Annotated in this window: 22 protein-coding genes and 1 riboswitch; of the genes, 10 read left to right on the plus strand and 12 right to left on the minus strand. The window is 38.7% G+C overall.

Going from position 1 to position 24,490, the window contains the following annotated elements; all coding sequences use genetic code 11:
- Positions 1-68: 68 nt before the first annotated feature.
- From menC to menB, 6 genes are read right to left on the minus strand one after another with little or no spacing between them, the layout of a single operon-like run.
- Positions 69-1,181, minus strand: a complete 1,113-nt coding sequence (gene menC, locus IGL24_RS07490) for an o-succinylbenzoate synthase (protein ID WP_207699674.1) — start codon at positions 1,179-1,181, stop codon at positions 69-71.
- Positions 1,178-2,008 carry a 2-succinyl-6-hydroxy-2,4-cyclohexadiene-1-carboxylate synthase gene (gene menH, locus IGL24_RS07495; protein ID WP_207699668.1) on the minus strand — a complete coding sequence of 277 codons (831 nt, stop codon included), beginning with the start codon at positions 2,006-2,008 and terminating at the stop codon, positions 1,178-1,180. Before menH ends, menC begins: the two co-directional genes overlap by 4 nt.
- Entirely contained in the window at positions 2,008-3,720 is a 1,713-nt protein-coding gene (gene menD, locus IGL24_RS07500; protein ID WP_207699669.1) for a 2-succinyl-5-enolpyruvyl-6-hydroxy-3-cyclohexene-1-carboxylic-acid synthase, read from the minus strand. The genes menH and menD overlap by 1 nt, the downstream gene beginning before the upstream one ends.
- The gene (locus IGL24_RS07505; protein ID WP_242699722.1) at positions 3,717-5,075 is read right to left on the minus strand and encodes an isochorismate synthase; all 1,359 of its coding nucleotides are present in this window, start codon (positions 5,073-5,075) and stop codon (positions 3,717-3,719) included. Before IGL24_RS07505 ends, menD begins: the two co-directional genes overlap by 4 nt.
- Positions 5,056-6,591, minus strand: coding sequence for an o-succinylbenzoate--CoA ligase (gene menE / locus IGL24_RS07510; RefSeq protein ID WP_207699670.1), 1,536 nt, complete (start codon positions 6,589-6,591; stop codon positions 5,056-5,058). Before menE ends, IGL24_RS07505 begins: the two co-directional genes overlap by 20 nt.
- On the minus strand, positions 6,515-7,330 hold the full coding sequence (gene menB / locus IGL24_RS07515; protein WP_206854212.1) for a 1,4-dihydroxy-2-naphthoyl-CoA synthase: 816 nt from the start codon (positions 7,328-7,330) through the stop codon (positions 6,515-6,517). Before menB ends, menE begins: the two co-directional genes overlap by 77 nt.
- A gap of 121 nt (positions 7,331-7,451) precedes the next feature.
- Here menB and IGL24_RS07520 point away from each other — a divergent pair, with 121 nt between their 5' ends.
- The 5 genes from IGL24_RS07520 to bsh all read left to right on the plus strand — a co-directional run bounded on the left by IGL24_RS07520 (position 7,452) and on the right by bsh (position 10,978).
- Entirely contained in the window at positions 7,452-7,811 is a 360-nt protein-coding gene (locus tag IGL24_RS07520; protein WP_207115701.1) for a PaaI family thioesterase, read from the plus strand.
- A 157-nt stretch (positions 7,812-7,968) separates the two neighbouring features.
- Complete coding sequence (locus tag IGL24_RS07525) at positions 7,969-8,817, plus strand: YitT family protein (RefSeq protein ID WP_207115700.1); 849 nt, start codon at positions 7,969-7,971, stop codon at positions 8,815-8,817.
- A 160-nt stretch (positions 8,818-8,977) separates the two neighbouring features.
- On the plus strand, positions 8,978-9,388 hold the full coding sequence (locus IGL24_RS07530; RefSeq protein ID WP_206854218.1) for an organic hydroperoxide resistance protein: 411 nt from the start codon (positions 8,978-8,980) through the stop codon (positions 9,386-9,388).
- A gap of 56 nt (positions 9,389-9,444) precedes the next feature.
- On the plus strand, positions 9,445-9,885 hold the full coding sequence (locus tag IGL24_RS07535) for a MarR family winged helix-turn-helix transcriptional regulator (RefSeq protein WP_207699671.1): 441 nt from the start codon (positions 9,445-9,447) through the stop codon (positions 9,883-9,885).
- A 118-nt stretch (positions 9,886-10,003) separates the two neighbouring features.
- Positions 10,004-10,978: a choloylglycine hydrolase gene (bsh, locus tag IGL24_RS07540; protein ID WP_207699672.1), complete on the plus strand. Its 975-nt coding sequence runs from the start codon at positions 10,004-10,006 to the stop codon at positions 10,976-10,978.
- A gap of 129 nt (positions 10,979-11,107) precedes the next feature.
- Here bsh and IGL24_RS07545 read toward each other — a convergent pair whose 3' ends face one another.
- Positions 11,108-12,532 carry an LPXTG cell wall anchor domain-containing protein gene (locus tag IGL24_RS07545; protein ID WP_429966307.1) on the minus strand — a complete coding sequence of 475 codons (1,425 nt, stop codon included), beginning with the start codon at positions 12,530-12,532 and terminating at the stop codon, positions 11,108-11,110.
- Positions 12,533-12,661: 129 nt separating this feature from the next.
- Between IGL24_RS07545 and IGL24_RS07550 the strand changes: the two genes are divergently transcribed.
- From IGL24_RS07550 to IGL24_RS07565, 4 genes are all read left to right on the plus strand, one after another.
- Positions 12,662-14,218 (plus strand): helix-turn-helix domain-containing protein, encoded by a 1,557-nt coding sequence (locus tag IGL24_RS07550; RefSeq protein ID WP_207700153.1) that lies wholly within the window; start codon positions 12,662-12,664, stop codon positions 14,216-14,218.
- 102 nt (positions 14,219-14,320) lie between these two features.
- Positions 14,321-14,671: a DUF2200 domain-containing protein gene (locus IGL24_RS07555; RefSeq protein WP_207700154.1), complete on the plus strand. Its 351-nt coding sequence runs from the start codon at positions 14,321-14,323 to the stop codon at positions 14,669-14,671.
- A gap of 69 nt (positions 14,672-14,740) precedes the next feature.
- Positions 14,741-15,268, plus strand: a complete 528-nt coding sequence (locus IGL24_RS07560; protein WP_207700155.1) for a DUF308 domain-containing protein — start codon at positions 14,741-14,743, stop codon at positions 15,266-15,268.
- A gap of 180 nt (positions 15,269-15,448) precedes the next feature.
- On the plus strand, positions 15,449-16,600 hold the full coding sequence (locus IGL24_RS07565; protein ID WP_207700156.1) for a cation:proton antiporter: 1,152 nt from the start codon (positions 15,449-15,451) through the stop codon (positions 16,598-16,600).
- An 87-nt stretch (positions 16,601-16,687) separates the two neighbouring features.
- Here IGL24_RS07565 and IGL24_RS07570 read toward each other — a convergent pair whose 3' ends face one another.
- The 5 genes from IGL24_RS07570 to IGL24_RS07590 all read right to left on the minus strand — a co-directional run bounded on the left by IGL24_RS07570 (position 16,688) and on the right by IGL24_RS07590 (position 22,961).
- Positions 16,688-16,972, minus strand: coding sequence for a hypothetical protein (locus IGL24_RS07570; RefSeq protein ID WP_207700157.1), 285 nt, complete (start codon positions 16,970-16,972; stop codon positions 16,688-16,690).
- A gap of 101 nt (positions 16,973-17,073) precedes the next feature.
- On the minus strand, positions 17,074-19,107 hold the full coding sequence (locus IGL24_RS07575; RefSeq protein WP_207700158.1) for a penicillin-binding transpeptidase domain-containing protein: 2,034 nt from the start codon (positions 19,105-19,107) through the stop codon (positions 17,074-17,076).
- Positions 19,108-19,363: 256 nt separating this feature from the next.
- Positions 19,364-20,245 (minus strand): LCP family protein, encoded by an 882-nt coding sequence (locus IGL24_RS07580; protein ID WP_206855211.1) that lies wholly within the window; start codon positions 20,243-20,245, stop codon positions 19,364-19,366.
- A gap of 275 nt (positions 20,246-20,520) precedes the next feature.
- Positions 20,521-20,687, minus strand: a riboswitch (M-box (ykoK) riboswitch).
- A 163-nt stretch (positions 20,688-20,850) separates the two neighbouring features.
- Positions 20,851-21,465: a flavin reductase family protein gene (locus IGL24_RS07585; RefSeq protein ID WP_207700159.1), complete on the minus strand. Its 615-nt coding sequence runs from the start codon at positions 21,463-21,465 to the stop codon at positions 20,851-20,853.
- A gap of 149 nt (positions 21,466-21,614) precedes the next feature.
- Entirely contained in the window at positions 21,615-22,961 is a 1,347-nt protein-coding gene (locus IGL24_RS07590; protein WP_429966308.1) for a lytic polysaccharide monooxygenase, read from the minus strand.
- Between the two features lie 452 nt (positions 22,962-23,413).
- Here IGL24_RS07590 and IGL24_RS07595 point away from each other — a divergent pair, with 452 nt between their 5' ends.
- Positions 23,414-24,199, plus strand: a complete 786-nt coding sequence (locus IGL24_RS07595; protein WP_207700093.1) for an ankyrin repeat domain-containing protein — start codon at positions 23,414-23,416, stop codon at positions 24,197-24,199.
- Positions 24,200-24,490 lie beyond the last annotated feature (291 nt).

The raw sequence follows: 24,490 nt of genomic DNA on the forward strand, positions 1-24,490 counted from the left end.
ATTTTTGGTTAAAAAAAGAAGATGAAGAAACATCACCTCGTAAACGGGTGTTCTTCACCTTCTTGATTTTATTTTTTAACATATGTTTTCTTATCATACGAATACTTTAGCAACTGTTCTTCTTGCCAGATTACACCAATCCCTGGTTGATCAGGAACTGCCAATTGGCCATTGTTGATTGTTGCCTTTGGTTCAACGATATCATCATGGAAATAACGATCAAAGGCGGATAGATCTCCTGGAAAAGTAAAACAATCTTGACTAGCAAAATGCAGATTGAGTGCGCGACCGACTCCAGATTCAAACATTCCGCCTAACCAAACCAGCAACTCATTCTTCTGACAAAACTCGACGATCTTTAACGCTTCAGTAATTCCACCAACCCTTGGAATCTTCAGATTGATTGCGCGACAACTTCCTAATGCGTGAGCTGTTCTAACATCTTCCAATGTTCGGATGTTCTCATCAAGACAAACGGCTGTCTTGATTTGCTTTTGAAGCATTGCATGATCGACATAGTCGCGGGGATGAAACGGTTGCTCGATCATCGCAAGCGCCAACGTATCCATTTGCTGGAACAGTGGCAAATCCCTCAAAGTATAAGCAGAATTTGCATCTGCCATCAATTGGATCTCTGGATATTCCTTGCGCAACGCTTGCAATGGAACCAAATCATTCCCCGGAGTAATTTTTAACTTGATTCGTTGATACCCTTGTTCAACATAAGATTTTGCCGTAGCCAGCAGATCACCGACATTCTCGTGGACGCCGATACTCACACCCACAGGAATGCTTGATCTATCAGCAGAAAAAATCTTTTGCAGTGGCACATTCAAGCGACGAGCATAGAGATCCCAAACCGCCGTTTCTACCGCCGATTTTGCCATAAAATTCCCTTGGGTGTGTTTAAAAGCAGACCATATTTCCGCAGGATGTGAAAATTCTAGATTAAATAAACGAGGAATCAGTTCGTTTTGAATCACCGAACGACTCATGTCAATCGTTTCTTCAATATAGTTCGCTCGTTCAAAAGAAACTAACTCACCAATCCCCTGATTGCCTAATTCATCTTCCAAGATCAACAAATCAAAAGCTTTTGTTTCCAACTGACCATAGCTCGTTTTAAAAGGCGTGACTAAGGGTAATCTCAAACAGTATTGGTGGATGTTTACGATTTTTATGACGTGCGCCCACTTTCGATCTCATTGATCCAAGCAACTGCAGATGCTTCAAATAAGCAAGGTTGCTCGATGTGACAACAATGCCCGCAATCAGCAAGCATTTGGTAGTGAAACGTCTCTTTGGTGGCCGTTAGGTGTTTACCAATTTCTTGAAACTTCGTATCTTTTTGACCAACAAGATACAATACCGGACATTCAATAGTCGTTACCATTGGCCAATAGTTTTTTTGAGCCCCTGTCCCCATAGAATATAAACTCATGGCTAAACCAAATTTATTTTGACCAAGGCGTTCATTCCTTACTTTCGTTTTTTGTTCAGGTGATAATGCCTGTTGTGAAGCAAAGAGCGGGAGTTTTTCCCAATAGTTCACAAACTCAATTAAAGGTTCTTTCAATAGGCGTAAAGCAAGTTTTCGATCAGCGATTTTACGGTAATGTCGTTGCTGCTCATCTGCAATACCAGCAGTTCCTCCTTCTAAAATCACCCCTTCGATCCCTTGTGGGTGCTCGATCGCCCAAGCAAGAGCGACACGTGCGCCCATCGAGTAACCTAATACATAAAATGACGGGATTTCTAGTTCCGCAAGAAGAAGTGACAGATCCTCCACTAATGCTGACAGTTGATAGCGATAAAGGTGAAGGTACACTGCAGTTTTTCCATGTCCGATCAGATCGATCGCTAAGTAATTCAACGTAGGATTCTCAAATAGAAACGTTTGTGTACTTCCAGTAAATCCATGCAAACAAACGACCGTGGGTTGCTTTGGATCAGGTTGGTGTAACCAACGGTAATGATAGGTTGCTCCACGAATAGTCTTAAATGGCATTAGTCCAGTGCCTCCTGATAACGACGCTTGACCTTCTCCCATAGTTGGACAGGCTCTTGCTGTTCCCCTTTGATTTCGATCAAAGTCCACTCCATATGCTTGCGACTTTCTTCAATCGCTTGTTTAAACTCTTCAGGAGAAGTTGGTTGTCCGTAATAGCCATTATATAAACTTGTGACTTTTTCTAATTCCAAGTTTAGCGGTGTGCCAAACAATGGCTCAAAATCGGCTTCCTCCAACTTGTTTTGAGGAAGGAACGAAAAGATTCCACCCCCATTGTTATTCAATACAACTAAAGTGACCGGTAAATGATAACGTCGAATGAGTTCAAGGGCATTCATGTCATGGAACAACGCTAGATCACCGATCAACACAAAGATCCGCTTGTTCTTTACTGCAACAATGCCCGCAGCTGTTGAAATCAATCCATCGATCCCATTGATTCCTCGATTGCCATAGATTGAAAATGATTTTGCCACAGGTGAAACAAAGCGATCGACAAATCGAATGGCGTTACTATTTGCCAAAAACAAGGCTTCTTCTGAATGTATCAGTTGAAACAACTGACAGCTGGCATTACTTTCACTCCACTGTTCCAAGGCTAGTTCTTCAGCAATCACTTGACTCGCGTTTTCTCGGACTTTTTTCCACTTATCCAACCACTCGTTATTCTCAGGAGAAAAGTTCACAGAAGTCGCAGAAGCGAATACCTGTTTACAAAAACCAGTAATATCGCATTGGATAAAACTCGTTCCTAAGTGTAAAGGATCGCGCCATTCCTCGTCATCGATCAAGACATAGTCAGAGATCGTTTGATGATATTTTTTTAAATAAAGCATCACGTTTTTAGCAACTGGTAAATTCCCAAATTGCCAAATGACTTCGGGTGTTTCAGGAACAGAGCCAGCAAAAATCAAGTCCGCATGTGGCATGTAAGCACCACTCACTTGCTGACAAGCAGCGAGATTCGCCAATGGATCCCCTATGATCGGCCATTGTAAATACGTCGCTAAAGCAACTAACTCTTTTGCTTCATCTGGTGATAACTCTTTACCAACGATCATCAAACCTTTTTTTGATAGCCAGTCAACGAGCTCTGGTGCTTGCTTTGATGCAGTTTGAGCACTCACTTGTTTTGTGTGAAAAGAGTCATCTAGGGAATAAGCCAAGTCAGGCAATAAAGGTTCTCTAAAAGGAAAATTGATCTGGATAGGACCTGCTGGCACCCGCATTGCTTCACTCGCACAATTTGCACCGTGCCAGTGGCTATACCGCAACATTTCCGGAGTACCTTCAGGAAGTGCCATTTCGATAAACTTCTTGATATGCGAACCAAACAATTTTTGTTGATCCATCGTTTGTGGTGACCCTACACCTCTGGCTTCTGGTGGCCGATCCGCTGTCAACAACAGCAACGGAATGTTCGTAGCTTTTGCTTCACAAACAGCTGGAAAGAAATTCGCAGCGGCAGTTCCCGAGGTACAAAGAACACCGACTGGTTGCTTCAATGCTTTCGCCATGCCTAGTGCAAAAAACGCAGCGGAGCGCTCATCAACGTTGACCATTGTTTTGATCTCAGGGTCTCTATGAAGTAATAATGCAAGTGGTGTCGACCGTGAGCCAGGACTGATCACCACATGATTAAGTCCACCATCTTTCATCCCTTTGATGAAAGCCAATAAATTCGCAGTCATTTCTTGTTGTTGATTCATCCCTTCACCCCTCTAAGCATTGGTTGGAATTTTAGCAAAGTTTCCTGTCTTTCAGTCTCAGGGTCAGAATCTGCGACGATGCCACACCCTGCATACAACATTCCTTCGGTTTCATTTAAGATTCCCGAGCGGATTCCTACAGCAAATTCACCCACATCATTGATCAGGTCTAACCAGCCAATTGGTGCGCCATAAAGTCCTCTGCCAAAAGACTCATGTTCTTTGATCCATTCCAGTGCTAATTCTTTAGGTTCGCCACCTAATGCTGGCGAAGGATGAATCATTTCGACAGCATCAATCAATGAGACGCCTTCTTTTCGATCGCCAGAAAAAGTCATCGACAAATGTTGGATGTCGCGATTTTTCAATAATTGGCGTGAAGAGACAGACACTTCCCCAGTCACGATCTCCGCTAATTGTCCCGCTAATCTGTCGGTAACGATCCCATGTTCTTGTGTATTTTTAAAGTCTTTTAAAAGTTTTTTGCCGATTTCATCATCTTTTTGTGGCGTCGACCCTCTAGGCGCGGAACCGGCAATCCCTGCGGTCCTAAATTGTTTTTCTGTCGCTTGGATCAAACGCTCAGGGGTAGCCCCAACAAAGGCATGTTGATCGGAAGCTACAAGAAACAGATACGTATGCGGTTGTTGTTCGGTTAATTTTTGGAGAATATGAGACAATGAACCAAAAGAACCTTGAATCTTCATTTGTCGAGCTAACACTACTTTTTTCAGTAAGGTGTCTTTGAATCCTATACTTTGCTTCGCTTTCTGGACATTTTCCAAAAAAATCGAAACATCTAACTCTTCCGCTGAAGTCAGTTGATTAGTAACAGGTTCTTGTTTCTTATCATCAAATAAACCCTTGATTATATCTGCTAAACTCTCAAAGTCTTTTAAAAGTTTCTCTCGAGATATTCCCTCTGATGCAACGGTCAACACTACTTCGATGGTAGAATCAACTTTTCTAAGCAAAATACTTGGGAGGATAAACAGACCTCTTTCAAGCTCTCCCCAGATGTTTTCTTTTTGGTTCGATTGGTCAAAAGGAAAACCGCCAAACAACAAAGGCGTTGCTCCGTTTTTAGAGACGTTTAAAAAACTTTTGCAAAACTCTTTAGAAAAATCTTGAATGGCCATTGGTGTATAGATCTTTGTGTGATCAAATAAATTCTCGCCCATTCCTAATAGTTCAAATTCCCTGTCCGGAGTAGACCAGTAAAATCGTTCGCCATCAGAAGGCAGAAAATGAAATAGTTTTTTTGAAGTTTGATTTGCTAATTGATAGCTATAAGTAAAATAGCGGTATTTTTTTAAAAGTTGATCATTCATTGAGCTATCTAATTTGATATTCAATATATTTCACTCTTTCTTTTGTCATAAAAAGACGTTTGATTGGTTTACCCGTTACTGTTTTCGGTATTTCAGAAACAGAATAGATTTGAGTCGGGTGTTTGTAGCGTGCTAAGGAGGTCAACGCCTCATTAAGCTCACCATCAACTAGCGGTTCCCGAAGTTTGACATATGCAACGGGCGTTTGTCCCCACGTATCATCAGGACAACCAACAACGATAGCTTCAGCAATTTTATCGCTAGCTAAAAGTACCCGCTCAATTTCGACTGGAAAAATATTCTCTCCGCCCGAAATAATCTGTTCACTCATTCGGCTGACAATGTAAAGGTACCCTTCCTTATCGAGGTATCCCCAATCACCGGTATGGAACCAGCCATCTTCTGTCCATGACTCTAAGCTGACTTGATTCAAGTAACATTGGACGATTGAAGGTCCTTTAACTAAAATTTCACCCATTTGCTCTGTTTTTGTATTCTTTTGGATATGGATCGATACTCCAGACAAAGCTTTTCCAGAAGAGCCTATTTTTGTCAGGACTGCTTCAGGAGGCAACGCGACGATCTGGGAGCAAGTCTCCGTCATTCCATAAGAAAGCATCACAGGTACCTGTTTTTTTAGACAAGAATGGAGCACACGTTCTTCTCCTGGTCCGCCCCCCAATAATACGTGTTTAAATGAGGGAGAATAGCCACGATCTGGAATCAATGGTTCAAGATCTTTTAACATTTTTGTGACTAAAGAAATATAGGTACCTTTTCCATTCATCAGCAGTTGATGCACTTGCTGAGGAGCGAATCCCGGCAGTAAAATGACTTGGATACCTAAAACGAGGGAGCGTAACAAAATAGAGAGACCACTTATATGATAGAGTGGGACACAACAAACCCAGCTATCTGACGCTTCAACACCTAAACTTAATGAAGTTGCTTGGGCACTGGCAAAGTGATTGGCAAATGTTTGCGGTACGCCTTTTGGTTTTCCTGTCGTGCCAGATGTATACATGATCGAAGCGACCTCTTGTTCTTGGTACCCATTATCAAACCACTCTTCTGACAGCAACTCGCGTAATTCAGAAGAATCAGGAAGCGGGTGTATAGTGACTTGCTCGTTGATCATGATTTTTTTGGCAGAAATCAGAATGGAAGTCTCGGCATCTGCTAACTGTTCATTGATTTCATTTGCCGTTAAGCGTGTGTTGACAAATTGGATCTCTTTTCCTAACTCCCATAATGCTAAGATCGATAAATAAGCAGTCAGGTCATTCTCATTGTATAAGGCAACTCGCTTGCTAGATTCAGGTAATGTTCGGTGATAATAGTCCGCATAACTCTGGACTTTTGATGACAACTCACCAAAAGTCAAACATTCATCATTCCACTGACAAGCTGGTGCATCAGGATGAAGCATTGCTTGTTGTTGCAACCAGCTTTTTGGGTTTCGATTAAGGGAATTTAGGGAATTGATCAAAATCAGGTTCTCTTTTTTCTTTAAATGCGTCGCGCCCTTCTTGTGCTTCATCCATCGTGTAATATAAAAGCGTTGCATCGCCAGCTAGTTGCTGGATACCCGCTAGTCCATCTGTATCGGCATTCATCGCTGCTTTGATCATTCGTAAAGCTAATGGGCTTTTCTTCAACATCTCTTCCGCCCATTCGATCGTCACGTCTTCTACTTGCTCGATTGGAACGACTGTATTGATCCAATTCATCGCTAGCGCTTCTTCCGCACTATATTGCTTCGTCATGAACCAAACTTCTTTGGCTTTTTTATGGCCGACAACACGTGCTAAATAGCCGGAACCATATCCCCCATCGAAGCTACCAACGTTAGGGCCTGTTTGACCAAATTTCGCATTTTCAGCCGCAATTGTGAGATCGCACACAAGTTGTAAGACATTTCCACCGCCGATCGACCAACCTTTGACCATCGCGATCACTGGTTTAGGGATCACACGGATCAACCGTTGCAAATCTAACACATTTAAACGCGGAATCTGGTCTTCACCAACATAACCACCATTTCCTCGAACCTTTTGGTCACCACCTGAACAGAAGGCTTTGTCCCCTGCACCTGTTAAAATAATCACTCCGATATCTTGGCGATCACGGCTGATTGTAAAAGCTTCGATCATTTCAAAAACTGTTTTCGGCGTAAAAGCGTTATGGACTTCTGGTCGGTTGATCGTTATCTTTGCAATTTTCCCATATTGTTCAAATAGGATCTCATCATATTCCTTAATAGTCTTCCATTCTCTCATCTCTATCTCCTCCTAAAATTCATTAAATTTATTATACACAAGAATAAAGAAAACGTTTGAAAATCTTAAAATAAATTTAGAATTTCTGTTATACTAAAAAAAACAAGTTAGGAGAGTCGCTATGGATCTATTACAACACTTAGGAATTGAAACATTATCTGTCACGCCAGAAGAAGTCCAGCTGGCTTTGACGATTGCTGACACGCATCACCAACCCTTTGGCTATTTGCATGGAGGAATCAGCGGAGTGTTGATCGAAACGGCTTGTAGTATCGGGGCAAATCAACACTTATCAGCTCCCCATTTTGCTGTTGGCGTCGATCTTCATGTCCAGCATTTGAACAAAGCCTCTTCTGGTACTTTACGAGTAGTAGCACATCCTGAAAAAATTGGGAAGAATCTGCATTTTTGGCGAGCAACTGTCTATTTGGATAACGATTTAAAAATCGCCATTGGTCAATGCACGTTGATGGTCAACTAAATTTATACATTTTTATTCGCATGATTGATTATAGAATAGATAACAACCTTATAAAGTTAGGTTTAGCTAACTTTCTTTTTCATTCATGTTAACTTTTACACAAAATTAAGGTATAATAAAGATAGTTAGAAATAAATGAATAGTAGGAAGTGAATGAATGAAAAAAGGTAGAAATATAATTTGGACATATATCAAAATAGTATTTGCATTAACTATTTTAGCCATCAGTATCAACATGTTTTTAGGCCCACATCATATCGCAGCTGGTGGAGTCAGCGGTCTCGGGATCTTACTTGAGTTCGCTTTAGGATTTAATCGTGCCACCGTCATCCTCGTGTTAAATGTCATCATGCTGATCTTAGCATTGATTTTCTTAGGAAAAAAACCTTTCTTCAAAGTCTTATTTGGTAGTATCGTCTTTCCCACGATCGTTGAGATCGTTCCAGAGTATATGATCACTTCAGATCGTTTATTATCTGTCATTTTTGGTAGTGCGATCTTCGCTTTAGGTGTAGCCATTTTATACAAAAACAACTCATCCAGTGGTGGTACCACCATCCCTCCCCTTATCTTCAAAAAATATTTCAACTTGAGTCCCTCGATTGGACTTTTGATGACCGATGCCGTAGTTGTTTCATTGACCTTGTTTGTCTTCGGATTCGATGAATTCCTTTATGCGATTCTATCAATCGTGATCACTTCGATCGTGATGAACTATATTGAGACCGGAACGAACCGTCAAAAATCAATCATGATTTTCAGCGAGAACCATTTAGCTGAGATCCAAACACGCCTGATCAGTGAAATTGGTCGGACATTGACGATTATCGAAGCGCAAGGTGGCTATAGCCAATTGCCAAAAGAAATCTTATTGATGGTAGTGACAGACCAAGAGTTCTCCAAAGTCAAACCATTGATCGAAGAGATCGATCCGAATGCTTTTGTCATCGTCAACAGTGTAGCGGAAGTTATGGGTAGAGGCTTTACTTATCACCCGATTGAATGATGCTAGAAACTAAACAGATGTGAATACTTCTTTAAAAAGCTATTTCTGGTTTAATGTTAAAACCAGAAATAGCTTTTTTTATAAACAACTTAGTTGCCCTCTTCAATTAAATTGTGTACAATCTAATTGTATCAAATATAAAAAGCAAGGAGTGTTTTTAATGAAAAAAATGTACTCAACAAAAATGATCAATACTGGCGGACGTTCTGGGGAAGTGCACAGCCCAGACAACTCATTTGAGTTAAATATTGCAGCTCCTGGTAAACGCGTTGAAAATGCAACAAATCCAGAACAATTATTTGCTGCAGGTTTTAGTGCTTGTTTCAACAGCGCATTAGACTTGATCAAAACACAAAAAAATATCGAAGGTGCATCAACGATCAGTGCACAAGTATCTTTATACGCAGAAAGCGAAATGAGCTTTGTTTTAGGCGTTGAGATCGAAGGTTCTGTGGAAGGTCTATCACTTGAAGAAACTCAAGAATTGCTAGAAGCTGCACACAAAGTTTGTCCTTATTCAAAAGCGACAGCTGGCAATATCGAAGTCACTTTAACAGCCGTTGAGGGCTAGATTTTTTTAGAAAAAACAAGTATGCTATGAAGTAGCACATTAGGAGGTGGTCTATTTTGGAGGAGTTATTATTAAAAAATCAATTATGCTTTCCCTTATATGCCACCTCTAAAGAAATTACACGTTACTATGCGCCTTTGTTAAAGCCACTGGATCTTACGTATACACAATATCTTGTTCTACTTGTTTTATGGGAGAGAAAACAAATCACTATGAAAGAGTTGGGACAGATATTATGTTTAGATTCAGGAACTTTGACGCCTGTTGTAAAGAAATTAGCTAGCAAGCAGTATATCACTCGGAAAAGAGACGATTCCGATGAACGAGTGACTATCCTTTCTTTGACAGACGCCGGTCAAGCATTACAAGATCAAGCAAAAGACATCCCTGAAAAAATTCTTGATTTCTTACCTTTAGAGGAAGAAGAATTAGCGATGCTACTTTATTTGACTAAAAAAATGCTAAAAAACTTTAATAAAGAACAACATGCTCGGTAAGCTAATTACCGAGTTTTTTTGTCTGCTCGTCTATAAATTTATAACGGTGAATAATCGTATTGTTAGAAATTTTTCTTAATTCGTCTTAATATAGAATTAAACAAAGGAGGTTATTATAATGTGTACATCTATTACTTACACAGCAAATGATCATTATTTTGGACGTAATTTGGATTTAGAGATTTCTTATAATGAACAGGTGACGATCACTCCCAGAAATTTCCCTTTTGTTTATCGGAAAGTCCCAAAACAAACATCGCATTATGCAATCATCGGTATGGCAGCAGTTGTTGACGACTACCCTCTCTATTATGATGCAACAAATGAAAAAGGCTTGAGCATGGCTGGCTTAAATTTCCCTGGAAATGCTCATTTCTTTGATGAAGATCCTGAAAAGACAAATATCTCCCCGTTTGAATTTATTCCTTGGATACTGAGTCAATGTAAAAACGTGGAAGAAGCTCGTGCATTACTAGCAGATATCAATTTAGTCAACATCAATTTTAGTGAAGAACTACCTTTATCTCCTCTACATTGGCTATTAGCAGATCAAGAAAAATCCATTGTCATTGAATCCGTTGCCGAAGGATTAAAGATCTATGATAACCCGATTGGTGTATTGACGAATAATCCGACTTTTGATTATCAATTATTCAATTTGAATAACTATCGATCCGTGTCGCCAACTACGCCTAAAAATCATTTCTCAGATCAACTTGATTTGTCGGTCTATTCTCGTGGGATGGGTGGCTTAGGTTTGCCTGGGGATCTATCTTCTGCCTCTCGTTTTGTCAAAGTAGCTTTTACAAAATTGAATTCGGTTAAAGCAAGTACGGAACAGGAAAGTGTGAGTCAATTCTTCCATATCCTAAAATCTGTTGAACAACAAAAAGGCCTTTGTGATGTCGGCAATGGTCAATTTGAATATACGATCTATTCTTCTTGCTGTAACATGGATAAAGGAATCTATTACTACACCACTTATTCAAATAGCCAGATCAATGCAGTCGATATGACAAAAGAAGATTTAGATAGTAAAGAATTACTAACCTATCCACTAATTGAAGAAGAGCAGATCCACTATGTCAATTAGTAAGTACACTTCTAAAGAAAAGAAGTCATACTAGAAGTATTTTTTAGAAAAATAAAAGCGATCAAATCCAATATGCCATTTTGCATTTTCGGATTTGATCGCTATTTTTTTGAAATTGGAGTTCTCTAATTACTCATTGATTTTTCTAAATGAAAAGAAACTCATTCCTAAAATCAAAAGACCTAAGATCCACATTGAACTAGTTTTATTTTCACTAGTCTTAGGTAGTTCTTTCGTTGATTCTACAGCTTGTTTCATAGGAATTATGTGGTTTGACTCTTGTTTCAACGTGCGATTTTCATTTACGCTTGGTTGGATCTCTTTTACAATAGCAGAGTTTTCTTTAGCGCCTGAAATGTGTTTTGTTTCAATCAATGAAACTGGTTGCTTTTTGATTTGATCCACCAGTTTATTATCTGTTACTACTTTATCAGGTTTTGTGATTGGTGTCTTTTTATGATCAATATCGGGTTGCGGTTCAATGACTTCTTTTTTATCCTCTTCACCTTCCCCTTCATAATTGCCACTATTCCCCTCTGGTTTTTCTGGTTTGATACTAGGATTTTCGTCTGGGTTCTCTGGTGTTACATCCGGATTCTCATCTGGATTCTCATCTGGATTCTCCGGTGTTACATCTGGATTTTCATCTGGGTTTTCTGGTGTTACATCTGGATTTTCATCTGGGTTCTCTGGCGTTACATCCGGATTTTCATCTGGGTTCTCTGGCGTTACATCCGGATCTTCATCTGGGTTCTCTGGTGTTACATCTGGGTTTTCGTCTGGGTTCTCTGGCGTTACATCCGGATTTTCATCTGGATTCTCTGGTGTTACATCTGGATTTTCGTCTGGATTCTCAGGCGTTACATCTGGATTTTCGTCTGGGTTCTCTGGTGTTACATCTGGATTTTCATCTGGGTTTTCTGGTGTTACATCTGGGTTTTCTTCTGGATTCTCCGGTGTCACATCTGGGTTTTCTTCTGGGTTCTCAGGTGTTACATCTGGGTTTTCTTGTGGGTTTTCTTGTGGGTTCTCTGGTATAGGATCGGGTTCACTAACGCCCCCAGAGCCACCTGTTTTTTGTTCAACTGTTTGACGTTGACTATAGGGTGTTAAGAATTGGCGATCCCCAGGTTGGCCATCTGCGACTTTTACAGTAAACAACGCTGGTCGATTGATTGGTTGTGTCAAAGTGATGTGAAACGTAAAAGTAGCCACTTTATTGTTAAATACGAGTGTCGTTGGATCATGTTCGATCTTCAACGCTGGATCGACGTTTTCAAATTGGACGACGGATTGTAAGATTGGTTGAATGTCTCCTGAATAGGTCACTAAAGCTTTTACTGTGACTGTTTCGCCTAAGCTGATTTTCATAATCCCAGAGTTAGCTGAAGCATGTTCTTCTAAAAATTTGATTTGATTGACATTAGCCCAACCTGATCGTGAAGCGAGCTGAGCTACTTCGTTTCTTGGCTGCTCTTCTGCTTGGGCAGCTTCTACAGGTACTGCAAAACTAGTGAGTACAGCGGAAGCAAATAGAAGACTTAAATATTTCATGAGAATTCCTCCTGTTTGATATCATTATTATGTTAAACATAAGATAATATAGATTGATACGAGAGATTTACTGTTTTTTTGTGCAAAACCAAGAAATTTTCAGTAAAATTTTCAATCGGAGGAATTCAAATGCAAACACAAGAAGCAATCAAAAAGTTTCTACTAAAGAAGAAAAATGTAACGAAACTTGAGATTTTTCTTTTCTTAACAGAGCATCAGTTCTTTATTACTACTCATTACCTTGCAGATTATTTCAGGATGTCTGATTCAAATTTTCTATTATATCTTCAAGAACTCGAACAGGATTTTAAGGCATTGGACATCCAAAATGTCAAAATCGTGAAAAATAAGAAGTTTGTCAAAATTTCTCTAGAGGAAGCTGATCCTGCTACTTGTTACTATGAATTATTTGGTAAGTACTGTTTCGACTCAACCAATTTTCAAATTATCGCAGCATTACTTCGCCATAAAGTCAACTCGATGGTCACGATCAGCCAAATGACGAATTATAGCCCTTCCTATCTTTATTCAAAAATGAAAGCAATCAATCAGTTTTTAGCGCTTTATGGGATATCTTTCAAATTTTCGAGCAAAGGAAAAAAAATCATTACTGGAAGTGAGATTCAAATACAATATTGTTTTTTGGATGTATATTGGACGATTTTTGCTAATACTTCCCTTCCCTACCACCAGGAAGAACCGGAACAAATCAACGCTACACTTTATATGTATTTCAAAAAAGAGGTGTTAGAAGGCATGAACGGCGGAGTTTTGGATAAGTTGTACCTTCTCCTAAACCTCTGTCAAGATAATTTCCCGATGACTTCTTTAGAAAATGTCCAAAAAGAATTGAGTCAATTTACTTACATCGATCTTTTGATCCAGTCGGATGTCGATATTTTAAAACCTGATCTACCTATTTGTAGGGAACAGCGAATCCTGCTCAATTTATTAGCTCGCTTAACCATCTCTCAATTGGATAGTGAAGAACAAAGCTTGACTCACTATCAACGATTACTAGAACTTGATTTTCCTTATTTGCTTTATTCCAAAAGACTAGTCGAATCGTTCAGTCAGCACTTTCATTTAGAACTTCATGAAAAACAAAAAAGACTATACGCACTCTCTTTTACGATCAATAAGCTGCATAATACCTTTTTAGATAGTGAGCAACCTAATACACCTTTACCGACATTTTTGCTTTACCAAGATCAAGCGAATTATCAACAGTTAAGAGCGAGCGTAGCAGATTTTTATGAGCGCTTCCGAGAGGAAAATTGGCATTATCTCCCAGAGTTCTTAGAAAGAGAGAATGTTTCTTGGGTCATCGAAGAATTACTGCATTTCTATGACCGATTCAAAAAGCAGCAGCCGATCGTTATTGGTGTGAATCACACAAAAGATTTCTACATCAGTAAAGATCTAATCGTTAAGATCGAACAAATATTTTCAAAAGAAGCAATCACTATCCAGCGCTATTATATGGAGCAATGCGACATCGTTATTAGTGATTGTCCGCTGAAACATTTACCTGAAAAGATCAAAAAAATCTACCTATTGAACGGAATCGTTCGCCCAAATGATTGGAAAAAAATGATTTCACAGTTAGCCGAATATATCTTTGAAATCAAACAAGAACGTGACTATGCAGATTTACCAGCTAAACTTATCTATATGGATGAATAGTCTTTAGCTAGTGACCACTGGATCTATTTTTTTGTTTCAGTAAGCTAACACATATTCTTTTTCACCGATCCGTTATATACTAATGAAAAAAGGAGAATTACTATGACTGAACATCGTATTTTTACCATGTCTTTTTCCTCTGTCTATCCTCTTTATATCAAAAAAGCGGAAAGAAAAAATCGGACAAAAGAAGAAGTTGACCAGATCATTCGTTGGTTGACTGGTTATGAACCAGCTGAACTAGATGATCAAATCCAATCGGAAAATGATTTTAAAACTTTCTTTGAACAAGCGCCACAATTGAATCCTGACCGAAAATTAATTACTGGTGTGATTTGTGGTATTCGAGTAGAAACGATCGAAGAGCCTTTAATGCAGGAAATTCGTTATTTGGATAAACTGATCGATGAGTTAGCTAAAGGCAAGAAAATGGAAAAAATCCTAAGAAAATAAGTGGATCATTAGTTATTAGTTGGTTTAAACCTCAATAACCGTTAAAATAAAAAAAAGGAGGTTATAATAATGTTTGAACTTATTCGAAGAAATTTTCAAAGATATGCTTTTTTACGAGCTGCCATTTATATTATTGCCGGCATCGCAATTGTTGTCAGCCCGACTGCTGTTTTTAATTTTGTAGGCTATCTCATTACTGCTTATTTTGTTTTGCTGGGTCTGATCAATTTATTTGAAGCTTATAAAAACAAACAAAAAACAGGAGTTTGGGGCTTCGGAATGTTCAGTGCAATTGCTTTTCTAGTATTTGCATTGATCGTGTTCTTATTTGCTTCTGCCATTGTTTCGATCTTGCCGATTCTATTAGGCTTGATGATCTTAGCAAATGGTGCGTTCCAATTGTTTATCAGTTTGAATACAAAATCAAAAGGCTGGTCTTTATATAGTGTGGTTTTATTGATCGGTGGGTTGATCTTGCTTTTCAACCCATTCAAAAGTTTGATGGTTCTCTTTCAAATTTTCGGCGGTATCTTGATATTCATGGGTATCTCCGAAATCATCAACTATTCAAAAGTTAGAAAAATGTATATCGATTGATAGCTATTAAAGATCAAGGTTGGGCGAATTTTCGCTCAACCTTTTTGCTTTTGCTCTATTCCTTTGTGTGACAAACAATTGGTAAAAGAACAAAAATAACGCATTTTATGTTATTCTTTTAATGAAGTCATTTGACGATAATTCAAATAAATTCTTTTTGAGAAAGAAAGGATGAAAAGAATGGAATTCATAGGTATTCTATGTCTGATTTTGATAGCAACAACCCTCGGCTCTCACCTTTCTCGAAGATTTGGTATCCCTGCCGTGATTGGTCAATTGCTTGTGGGTGTGTTGCTCGGAGGCGCTGGTCTCGGATGGGTCCACCCGAATATCCTCGTACATGATTTTTCTGAGATCGGTGTCATTTTATTGATGTTTTTAGCAGGGCTGGAAAGTGATCTTTCACTATTGAAAAAATACTTTCGTCCAGGAATGTTCGTAGCCTTGTTAGGGATTTTATTTCCTGTTTTGTTTGGCTGGTTAACTGGTGAAATGTTTCAAGTTTCAATGAACGAAGCGATTTTCTTTGGGATCATTTTAGCAGCAACTTCCGTGAGCATCTCCGTCGAGGTCCTCAAAGAACTCCATGTCGTCAATACTAAAGAAGGCTCAACGATTTTAGGCGCCTCAGTCGTAGATGATATTCTCGTCGTTCTAGTATTAAGTTTCAGTTTATCTTTTCTAACAGGAGAATCTGGGAGTACCCTTCCTTTGCCTCTGGTCTTGTTTGAACAACTCATCTATTTTATTTTTATTTTCTTGTTAGTTAAATGGATCGCTCCGTTTTTAATGTCATTCGCTGAAAAAATCTATGCGAACTCTGCCATTATCATCGTTTCATTGGTATTATGTTTGGGTATGTCCTATATTGCTGATTTAATTGGGTTAAGTTCTGTTATCGGTGCCTTTTTTGCGGGGATCGCTGTCAGCCAAACAACAGTGAAAGAAGAAGTGTATCACAATGTTGAAGCATTAGGTTATGCAGTCTTTATCCCTGTATTCTTCGTTAGTGTCGGACTAGAAGTCGATTTTTCAAACTTCGGCGAACAACTGATCTTCATCTTGATTCTAACTATTGTCGCTGTCTTGACAAAACTTGGTGGCGGGTATCTAGGTGCAAAAGTAGCCGGCTTTTCGACGAATAGTTCATTTATGGTTGGAGCTGGTATGATCTCTCGTGGTGAAATGGCGTTGATCATTTTACAGATTGGTCAACAGAGCCAATTGATCGAAGCCAAATACTATTCACCTCTAGTCATTGTGATTTTATTGAGTACATTGATTTCACCACTTATCTTGAAATATTTTACTAGAAAAGTCTATCCTAATTGAGTGATCCACACCTACTTTTCTTGCGTAAATCAAAAAAGCCCTTCTGCTGGATTCGATGATTTTGAATCCAACGGAAGGGTTTCTTTCTCAATTCAGATGTGCTTTACTTTCGTTCCAACATTCTTCTGGCGAGTAAACATCATTTTCATTCAACACCAGTGTACCGTCTGGTTGGATCGTGATCGTCGACCCAATCCAAGTAGTTTGTGAAGCTAATAGGATATTCTTCTTTTTATCCTTTTTCATCGAAAAAGCTTCTGCATGTTCTTTTGCTAAGTGTGATTTTAAATATCTCGTTTCTCCATTATCAAATTGGATCTTCAACATACTTCCAGCCATTTCGGCTTTTACTGCTTTTGGCACATCAGTCATCTGATCTCCTCCTCTTGTTATTTACACTAGCTTACATCACCAGTGTATCACTAGCAGAAGAAAATAACCAATGTTTTTGTATCCGATTTCAGACACTTTATTTATTGATAGTTTTGGTTCAAATACTGCAATAACGCAGGCGCTCGATTAGTCGCAGAATCACCATCTTCTTTGTTTTCTAACATGCTGATCACTAAATAGCCGTTCGTTTCAGGATTGATTGCATACAAGAAGCTGTTTTCTTGTCCTTTTTCATCTTGTTTTTCTTTGATTTCGGCTGTCCCAGTTTTTGCAGCAAGCGGAATGCCTAATGCAGCTAGAGAGTGTGCGGTTCCATTCGGGTCTTGCACGACATCGACTAGATCTGGCAAGATTGTTTGGACGCTGGTTTCACTGATGACATTTTTCTTATCTTTTGTTTCCTGATCCATAACTAGACGTGGATAGATCAAATTGCCATTATTCGCAAAAACACTATACATCGCTGCTTGTTGGATCGGATTGATCAACAATTGCCCTTGTCCATACCCAGTATCAGCTAATAAAATCTCTGAATTGAATGAATCTTCATTCGAGATTTGGGCAGGATTCATTTGGATCGGTAAGTCCAGATCTTCACCAAAAATGAATTGACCGAGTCCTTTTCTAAAGGCTTCCTCTCCCATTTTCAATGTTTCTTGTGCCATATAGATATTATCAGAATAAACTAACGCATTTTTTAAGTTCACTTGAGGTACGTCGCTGACACGCGTCACTTGGTAAGAACCCCAAGAGCTGTCTTTTTGCCACTTCAAGCCATTGATCGTCAAGACTTCATCTGGATTCAAGGTTCCGTTATCTAAGCCAATCGCTGCGGTGATCATTTTGAATGTCGAACCTGGCGCATATCCTGTAGCAAAGCGACTAATAAACGGACGATTCGGATCCTCTTCATACGCTTTGTAATCGGCTTGAGAGATGCCGTTCGTCATTTTATTTGGATCATAACTTGGCGAACTGACAAGGGCTAATAAATCGCCAGTTTTTGGTGCTGTCGCTACAGTAGAACCCGGCTTACCTTCTAAACTGTCAAATGCTGTTTTTTGTGCGTTGGCATCGATCGTCAATTGGATATCCTGGCCATTTTCCACTTCGTGTTGGAGTAAGACAGCTTTTTCATTTCCTTCTTCATCTGTCACACTTAGTTTCCCACCATTTGTTCCTCTTAATTCTTTGTCATAAGCCATTTCTAGCCCTGAACGACCAATTTTTCCTGTACTGCTTAACTCAGGATTCTTCTCGATGTCTTCTGCTGTAATATCGCCCACGTAACCAATCAGCTGAGCAGCAGCTTCGCCTAGAGGATAATAACGGCCGTCAACCTCTTGGATCGTCGCTCCGCTTGGAAGTTCTGGTGTTTCTCCTTCAATGATTTTTAAAGGCACAAAGTAATCCGGTTGGACCCATCCTTGAGAGATCGCCTGTTCAATACTGTCTTCGGTCAAATCAAAGCCTTCAGCGATTGCTTTGATATTTTTTGTTTTTTCTTCACCCTCACCTAATTTTGCAGGTACAACACCTAATTGCTTCAATTTTCCAGTAGTAGCTAAAGGTTGTTTATTACGGTCTAAGATTTCACCACGCGTCGCTACTTCGGTACTCAAACTGACTTTATCTTGACCTTCCATTTGTGGGAAAATCAAATTCGGTTGCCAGTTGATTTTGGTTTGGTCGCCATCTTTTGTCAATGTACCTTCATAAGCTAAGTCTTTCAGCTCTCCCAGCGTCGTGTTCATTTTTGCTTTATACGTAAATTCATACGTATCATTCTCTTTTTTTGTCACGGATAGATCTGAAAGTTTGATGCCTCTGATTTCTGCTGCACCATAGATATTTTGATATTTTTCTAAGACATCTTGTTCAGTGAGATCATTATTCCCCTGAACTTTAAGTGATTTCACCGCTTCTTCATAGTTTTCATCGTTCAGTGAATCGATAAATCCTTCAATGGTTTTCTCACCAGCTTTTACCGCTTGTTGTTCTTGGACATGTTGATAATAAAAGAAGCCACCACCAGCAGCTGCAAGCAAGACGACAATTCCCGCTCCAATATAGATACCGGTCGATTTTTTCTTTTGTCTGTCACTCCTTTTCATGTTTGAATACCTCTCTTTATTAAAAAGTTCGAATCAAAGATATTCTAACATATGACAGGAAAAGTAGCGTTATGAACTAAATGATTCTTAACGATTCCTGTCATGATATTAATGAATTTTTAACGAAAAAAGTACGCACTGTTCACCCTACCCTATCAAAATAAGCCGGAGATTCGGAATCATCTCTGATTTTCCGAGTCTCCGACTTATTTCTGGATAATGATATTTCCTTCATACCCACTGATTTAACAAAGGCTTATTTATTCAAAAATTCACTGATCGCTTGCTTATTTTTGGCTAGGTCGATTTCTAACACGCTACCTGCCGGTGTATTATCGTTGAAATCCCAACTTTTGTCCACTGGCACTGACAACGTATCGATTTTTTTGTCATTGTTTAGAAAATCCAAACCACAATCTAATAAGACACTTTCGGGTAGATTTGTCTGGATACTGCCTAAAAGTTTTCCGATTGCCTTTGGTAGTTTAATGATCGATGTAACATCTTTCAGTTGACTGGCTACCGCTTCAACGACTTGTTGTTGTCTGCGGATGCGACCAAAATCCCCTTCTTCGTCTTCACGAAAGCGCGCATACTGAAGTAAGGTGTTACCATCCATTGTTTGTTCTCCCTTTTTGATATCTACACCATCTAAATCAAGATCTTTTTCCGCATCGATGGTTACGCCATCTGGAAATAATTCATCGACACAATCAATAAAATCTTGGAATGTAATGCTGGCATAATAAGGCGTTTCTAACTTGAAATTCTCTTGTAATGTTTTGTCCAATAAGTCAATACCACCGTAGGAATAGGCTGCATTGATTTTATTCATGCCATATCCCGGTATAGGTACATAAGAATCCCTCATAATAGAAATCAATTTTGCTTGCTTTGTCTTTTGATCATATTGAGCGACCATCAACGAATCTGAACGCCCGTTTTCTTCTTTTGATCGAGCATCAGAACCAATCAATGCGACATTGATGATCGTCGGAACATCTTTTGCATCGACTTTGTCCACTGTGTCGGATTGCTTAACTGATGAAAAACCTTGGATAAATTCAAAAGAAAAAAAGCCGATGACCATCGCAAGAACGAGCAAGATACTTAAGATGATTTTTTGAAATGGTTTCATGTTAAATGACTCTTCCTTTCAAACTCTTCTACTTGCAACATAGAACATTGTCCCTTATGATGAGTCAAGTAAAGAGTGTATTCTCTTTCATGTCTTTTGGGTCGATTGAGCTGCAACTCGTCGATCCTTTTTTGTGTATTTCTCTCATAAAATCAAAAAAAGTTCGTTCCATTACTCCCCTTTCTCGTCCAGACACAAGTTAGGCGAAGCGAGCATAAAAAGAAGCGAAAACTAAGAAAAGGTCAGAAACCTTTTCGAACAAGATTTCTGACCTGGCATCATCTCATCGTCCGAGTTTTAGCACTATACAACGTAAAGAACGCATTCTTAGCTATTGGAAAAAGCCTTAATCCGACAATTCCTGTTTGACCCATTGGCGTCTTTCGACGTTTCTGGGCAATAGCCTATGTTTGTATAGGAGCCTCACCTAACAAGGTTAGTACTTATTTGATTTTTATAAAACTCATCTTATTCCTCTTTGAATCGATAATCAATAAAAACTAAAATAAAATAACTAAATTAATCTTTACTTAATAAAGTTTAAGACCAGATGTTAAACAAGTAACTTCCACTGATCTTTAGAAAAGGAGTCATTCATTGTGTGATTATTTTGGGCGCAGCATCGAAACGATCTCGCCAAGTTTTCCATAGTCATTTCCAGCTAAGCGACTGATCGGTTGTAAATTGGTAGGATCGATATAGCCCGTTTGTTCATCATAGACAGTTTCACTTAGTTGATAAGCAGTTATCTGTAATAAAAATAAATCAGCCGTAATCTCTTGGTCTTTCATAATCGGGACGTGTTGATAAAGCGTGGTCTCAAAAGCAATACTAGCTTCATTGATCCTTGGAACATCGATCGTATCTGATTCTGAAACGGTGAATGAAGTCAATGTCAACTCACTTTCCTCACTGGGTAAGCTAGCAGCTGTTTGATTCGCATCTACCAGAATGTTTTCATCTAAAACATGGATCACGGCTTCTTTCGTTTCCATCAGATGTCTAGCAGTATCTTTCCACTCTCCATTCTTTCGCTGAATGGCTAAGGAAAGTATCGGTGGATTGGAACTGACGATGTTGAAGTAACTAAATGGCGCAATATTCGTCACTCCATTGGAAGAACATGAAGCTACCACAGCAACTGGTCGAGGAATGACTGAACCGATCAATAGTTTATAGTTTTCTCTTTCAGTTAACTCTGAAGGAACTCGTTTGAACATTTGCTTTCCTACTTTCTTGTTAAAAAATCGATCTTAATGATAGTCATGGTATCGGACAATCTCATTCATTGTCAACTAAACGTTCTTATTCCTAAATCTTATGACACAAAAACACTCAGTGCAATGAGATACACTGAGTGTCAAATTGATTATTTCAAACGGAATAATGTTGGTGCTTGGTCAGGTGCCCAAGTATCATCGCCATAGTTAAAATGCGTAACTAATGTTGTATATACTCTTCCTTTGTAGCTTACTTCTTCGTTCGCAGTATAAAGTTCTGGCGAAGACATTGAACCTAATTTCCATTCGCGAACGCCTTCAATGATTTCGCCTTGTTTTGTTGTAACATTCAATGTATTACTTGCATCTGAAACTTCGCCATTTGTACTGATTGCACGTACTACGTATGAATAAGTTGTATTTGCTGTTAGATTTTCATCCATATATGAAGTATCTGAAGTTGAACCAACTAATTGGCCGTTACGGTAAATATCATACTGTTTGATACCTTGAGTGTGTGTTGAAGCTCCCCACATCAATGAGATACTTGAAGATGTTTCGCCCATTGAGTGTAAGTTTTTAGGGGCAGTTGGTTTTTCTTCTGCACTGATTGCTGTAGTTGTTACTGAGATTGCTGTTTTATCTGATTTGATACCTGTTTGGCTAACTGCTTCGATTTCATATGTATAAGTTGTTTCTGCTGTTAAATCTTTATCAGAAAATTCAGGATCAACAGATGTACCAACTAGTTTACCATCACGATAAACATTGTAAGAAGCTGCATTTGCTTGTCCGTTCCATGTTAAGTTTACTGTTGATGAAGTCACGTTTTGTACACGAACATTTTGAGGTGCTTCTGGCTTCACTGGAATCGTTGAATCGCCTGTAACGTTCAAGTCGATCACATTATAAAACGCATTTACTGTATCTGCTACGTCCCAAACTGCTAATACAACATGGTAACCTAGGCGATCACTTGGGATATTGATTGAATGACTTGGATTTGTTGATCCAGTTGTTCCATTGTGGTTGATCGTACCAATCAATTCAAAATCATCACGGTCTAGTTTATCATTTGGATTCCAATCTGCTTTCGTCATATAATAATGCCATTTTGATGTCGCATGTGAAGCAGTAAAGCGCCATGTAAATACGTTCGCTCCTTGAGAAATCGATTGTTTTGTCCACATCGTAGAGTTTTGTTGATCAAGATTGAAGTCTCCTAATGAGCCACCAGCTGAAGCGATTTGTCCATCTGCAGGACCTGCTGCTGGAAACCCTTTTGGCGCTTCTAAAGATTGAGGCTCGTTGATAACAGCTCCATATTTTTGGAATGCTGCATTCCAGTTTGTATTTCTGTCTAAATGACCTTGATACCCACGGCTGATCGGTGATTGCACGTAGCCATGTGCGGATGCTTCATTTCCACCGATTACCAAGCTTGCTCCAAATAAAATACTTGAGCATAAAATTGTTCCTAAAATTTGTTTCTTCATAATTCCCTCCGTAATAAACGATTAATATAGATAACGATTTACAAAATATTTTTGATATTTTATTTCTTTTCTTTTGTTATCTTGAATTAAGAATATCAGATAAAAAAGATTAAATCGAACCAATTATTACCGAAAACGCGGTAATAATCATCAATTGAAAAAAATGTTAAAATACCGTACAAAACGCTGCATTCATAATATTTTATGCTTTATAAAAATTAATTCCATCTCGTTACATCCCCATTATATTTTTATCCCTGGTTGTTATATCCATAAATTACACAAACTAGAAACATTCAATTTTTGTTATTTCTTAACTATGTAAAAAAACGATAAACAATTTTTTCATTCGTTGCCTGCAAAGTAGTCTAACATCATTTGGTCTATTATAAGTTCATTCATTTGCGGTATCTATTGCTTCATCATATGATGATATAAAGGGGGTTTTATTTATGAAAGTTTGGCTGATCTTACCCTTTGCTATTTCATTATTTTTGCTTAGTGGTTGTGAAGATCCACAGGAGATGCCTAATCCTGAGCAACAGGAAAAGGCCACCGCTACCTCTATGATTGAGGAATCAACTACTGAGGAAACGACTACTGAGCAAACAAATCATGTAATCGAAGAAACGGAGGAATCGCTTGTGAATTACCCATCTGGAAGTTTATTAACCGCTGTTGAAGGAAATGATCGAAAGAAAGTGGAAGAGATTTTACAAACCGAATATTCAATCGATGAACAAAATGAAAAAGGAGAAACTCCGTTGTTGATTGCTACACATCATAATTTTGTCGACATTGCAAAGCTATTGATCGCTCATGGTGCTTCGATCGATATTCAAGACGAGATCCAAGATAGCCCTTACCTCTATGCTGGTGCACAAGGCAAAACAGAGATTCTCGCCTACATGTTGGAACACCGTGAACCAAATCAAGAGATCGTCAATCGTTTTGGTGGCAATGCTTTGATTCCAGCAGCCGAAAAAGGTCATTTGGAGAATGTAAAACTTCTCTTGACCGATGCTCGCGTGGATATCGATCATCAAAACAATTATGGCTATACTGCGTTGATCGAAGCAGTCGCTTTACGCGATGGTTCTGAGATCTACCAACAAATCGTTCAAGAATTGTTGAATCATGGTGCAGATAAAACATTACGTGACAATCAAGGGAAAACCGCCGAAGATTACGCACGCGAATTGGGCTACACTCAACTACTCTCACAGTTAACGAAGTAGGTTTAAATATGTAGGTTAAGAGAACATCTTTCTAAGTGTAATAGACACTTCAGCAAGATGTTCCCTTTCATTTATTACATCTAGTTATCGATCAGAATAAACCAGGATGTAGTTGGTACAAACGCCAAGTTTACATAATTAATTTATAAACTACTTATATTTAAGATGATGATTTTAAACTGATAATATTAAAAAGTATCCTCAAGCCTATGTATAAAATAAATCAACCTCAAAGAGTTAGTTGATAAACTACTCTTTGAGGTTGATTTACGGTATTTGTTTATTTCTCAC

It is taken from the genome of Enterococcus sp. DIV2371, from assembly GCF_050498525.1.
GTDB classification, from domain to species: Bacteria; Bacillota; Bacilli; order Lactobacillales; family Enterococcaceae; genus Enterococcus_B; species Enterococcus_B mangumiae.

What these genes read in the sequence shown, in the direction of transcription:
- IGL24_RS07555 (WP_207700154.1), top strand. Translation starts at nt 14,321, where the DNA reads ATGACTGAACATCGTATTTTTACCATGTCTTTTTCCTCTGTCTATCCT.
- IGL24_RS07580 (WP_206855211.1), bottom strand. Translation starts at nt 20,245, where the DNA reads ATGAAACCATTTCAAAAAATCATCTTAAGTATCTTGCTCGTTCTTGCG.
- menE (WP_207699670.1), bottom strand. Translation starts at nt 6,591, where the DNA reads ATGAAGCACAAGAAGGGCGCGACGCATTTAAAGAAAAAAGAGAACCTG.
- IGL24_RS07520 (WP_207115701.1), top strand. Translation starts at nt 7,452, where the DNA reads ATGGATCTATTACAACACTTAGGAATTGAAACATTATCTGTCACGCCA.
- IGL24_RS07585 (WP_207700159.1), bottom strand. Translation starts at nt 21,465, where the DNA reads ATGTTCAAACGAGTTCCTTCAGAGTTAACTGAAAGAGAAAACTATAAA.
- IGL24_RS07565 (WP_207700156.1), top strand. Translation starts at nt 15,449, where the DNA reads ATGGAATTCATAGGTATTCTATGTCTGATTTTGATAGCAACAACCCTC.
- IGL24_RS07530 (WP_206854218.1), top strand. Translation starts at nt 8,978, where the DNA reads ATGAAAAAAATGTACTCAACAAAAATGATCAATACTGGCGGACGTTCT.
- menD (WP_207699669.1), bottom strand. Translation starts at nt 3,720, where the DNA reads ATGAATCAACAACAAGAAATGACTGCGAATTTATTGGCTTTCATCAAA.
- bsh (WP_207699672.1), top strand. Translation starts at nt 10,004, where the DNA reads ATGTGTACATCTATTACTTACACAGCAAATGATCATTATTTTGGACGT.
- IGL24_RS07525 (WP_207115700.1), top strand. Translation starts at nt 7,969, where the DNA reads ATGAAAAAAGGTAGAAATATAATTTGGACATATATCAAAATAGTATTT.
- IGL24_RS07550 (WP_207700153.1), top strand. Translation starts at nt 12,662, where the DNA reads ATGCAAACACAAGAAGCAATCAAAAAGTTTCTACTAAAGAAGAAAAAT.
- menH (WP_207699668.1), bottom strand. Translation starts at nt 2,008, where the DNA reads ATGCCATTTAAGACTATTCGTGGAGCAACCTATCATTACCGTTGGTTA.
- IGL24_RS07560 (WP_207700155.1), top strand. Translation starts at nt 14,741, where the DNA reads ATGTTTGAACTTATTCGAAGAAATTTTCAAAGATATGCTTTTTTACGA.
- IGL24_RS07590 (WP_429966308.1), bottom strand. Translation starts at nt 22,961, where the DNA reads ATGAAGAAACAAATTTTAGGAACAATTTTATGCTCAAGTATTTTATTT.
- IGL24_RS07545 (WP_429966307.1), bottom strand. Translation starts at nt 12,532, where the DNA reads ATGAAATATTTAAGTCTTCTATTTGCTTCCGCTGTACTCACTAGTTTT.
- menB (WP_206854212.1), bottom strand. Translation starts at nt 7,330, where the DNA reads ATGAGAGAATGGAAGACTATTAAGGAATATGATGAGATCCTATTTGAA.
- IGL24_RS07595 (WP_207700093.1), top strand. Translation starts at nt 23,414, where the DNA reads ATGAAAGTTTGGCTGATCTTACCCTTTGCTATTTCATTATTTTTGCTT.
- IGL24_RS07575 (WP_207700158.1), bottom strand. Translation starts at nt 19,107, where the DNA reads ATGAAAAGGAGTGACAGACAAAAGAAAAAATCGACCGGTATCTATATT.
- IGL24_RS07570 (WP_207700157.1), bottom strand. Translation starts at nt 16,972, where the DNA reads ATGACTGATGTGCCAAAAGCAGTAAAAGCCGAAATGGCTGGAAGTATG.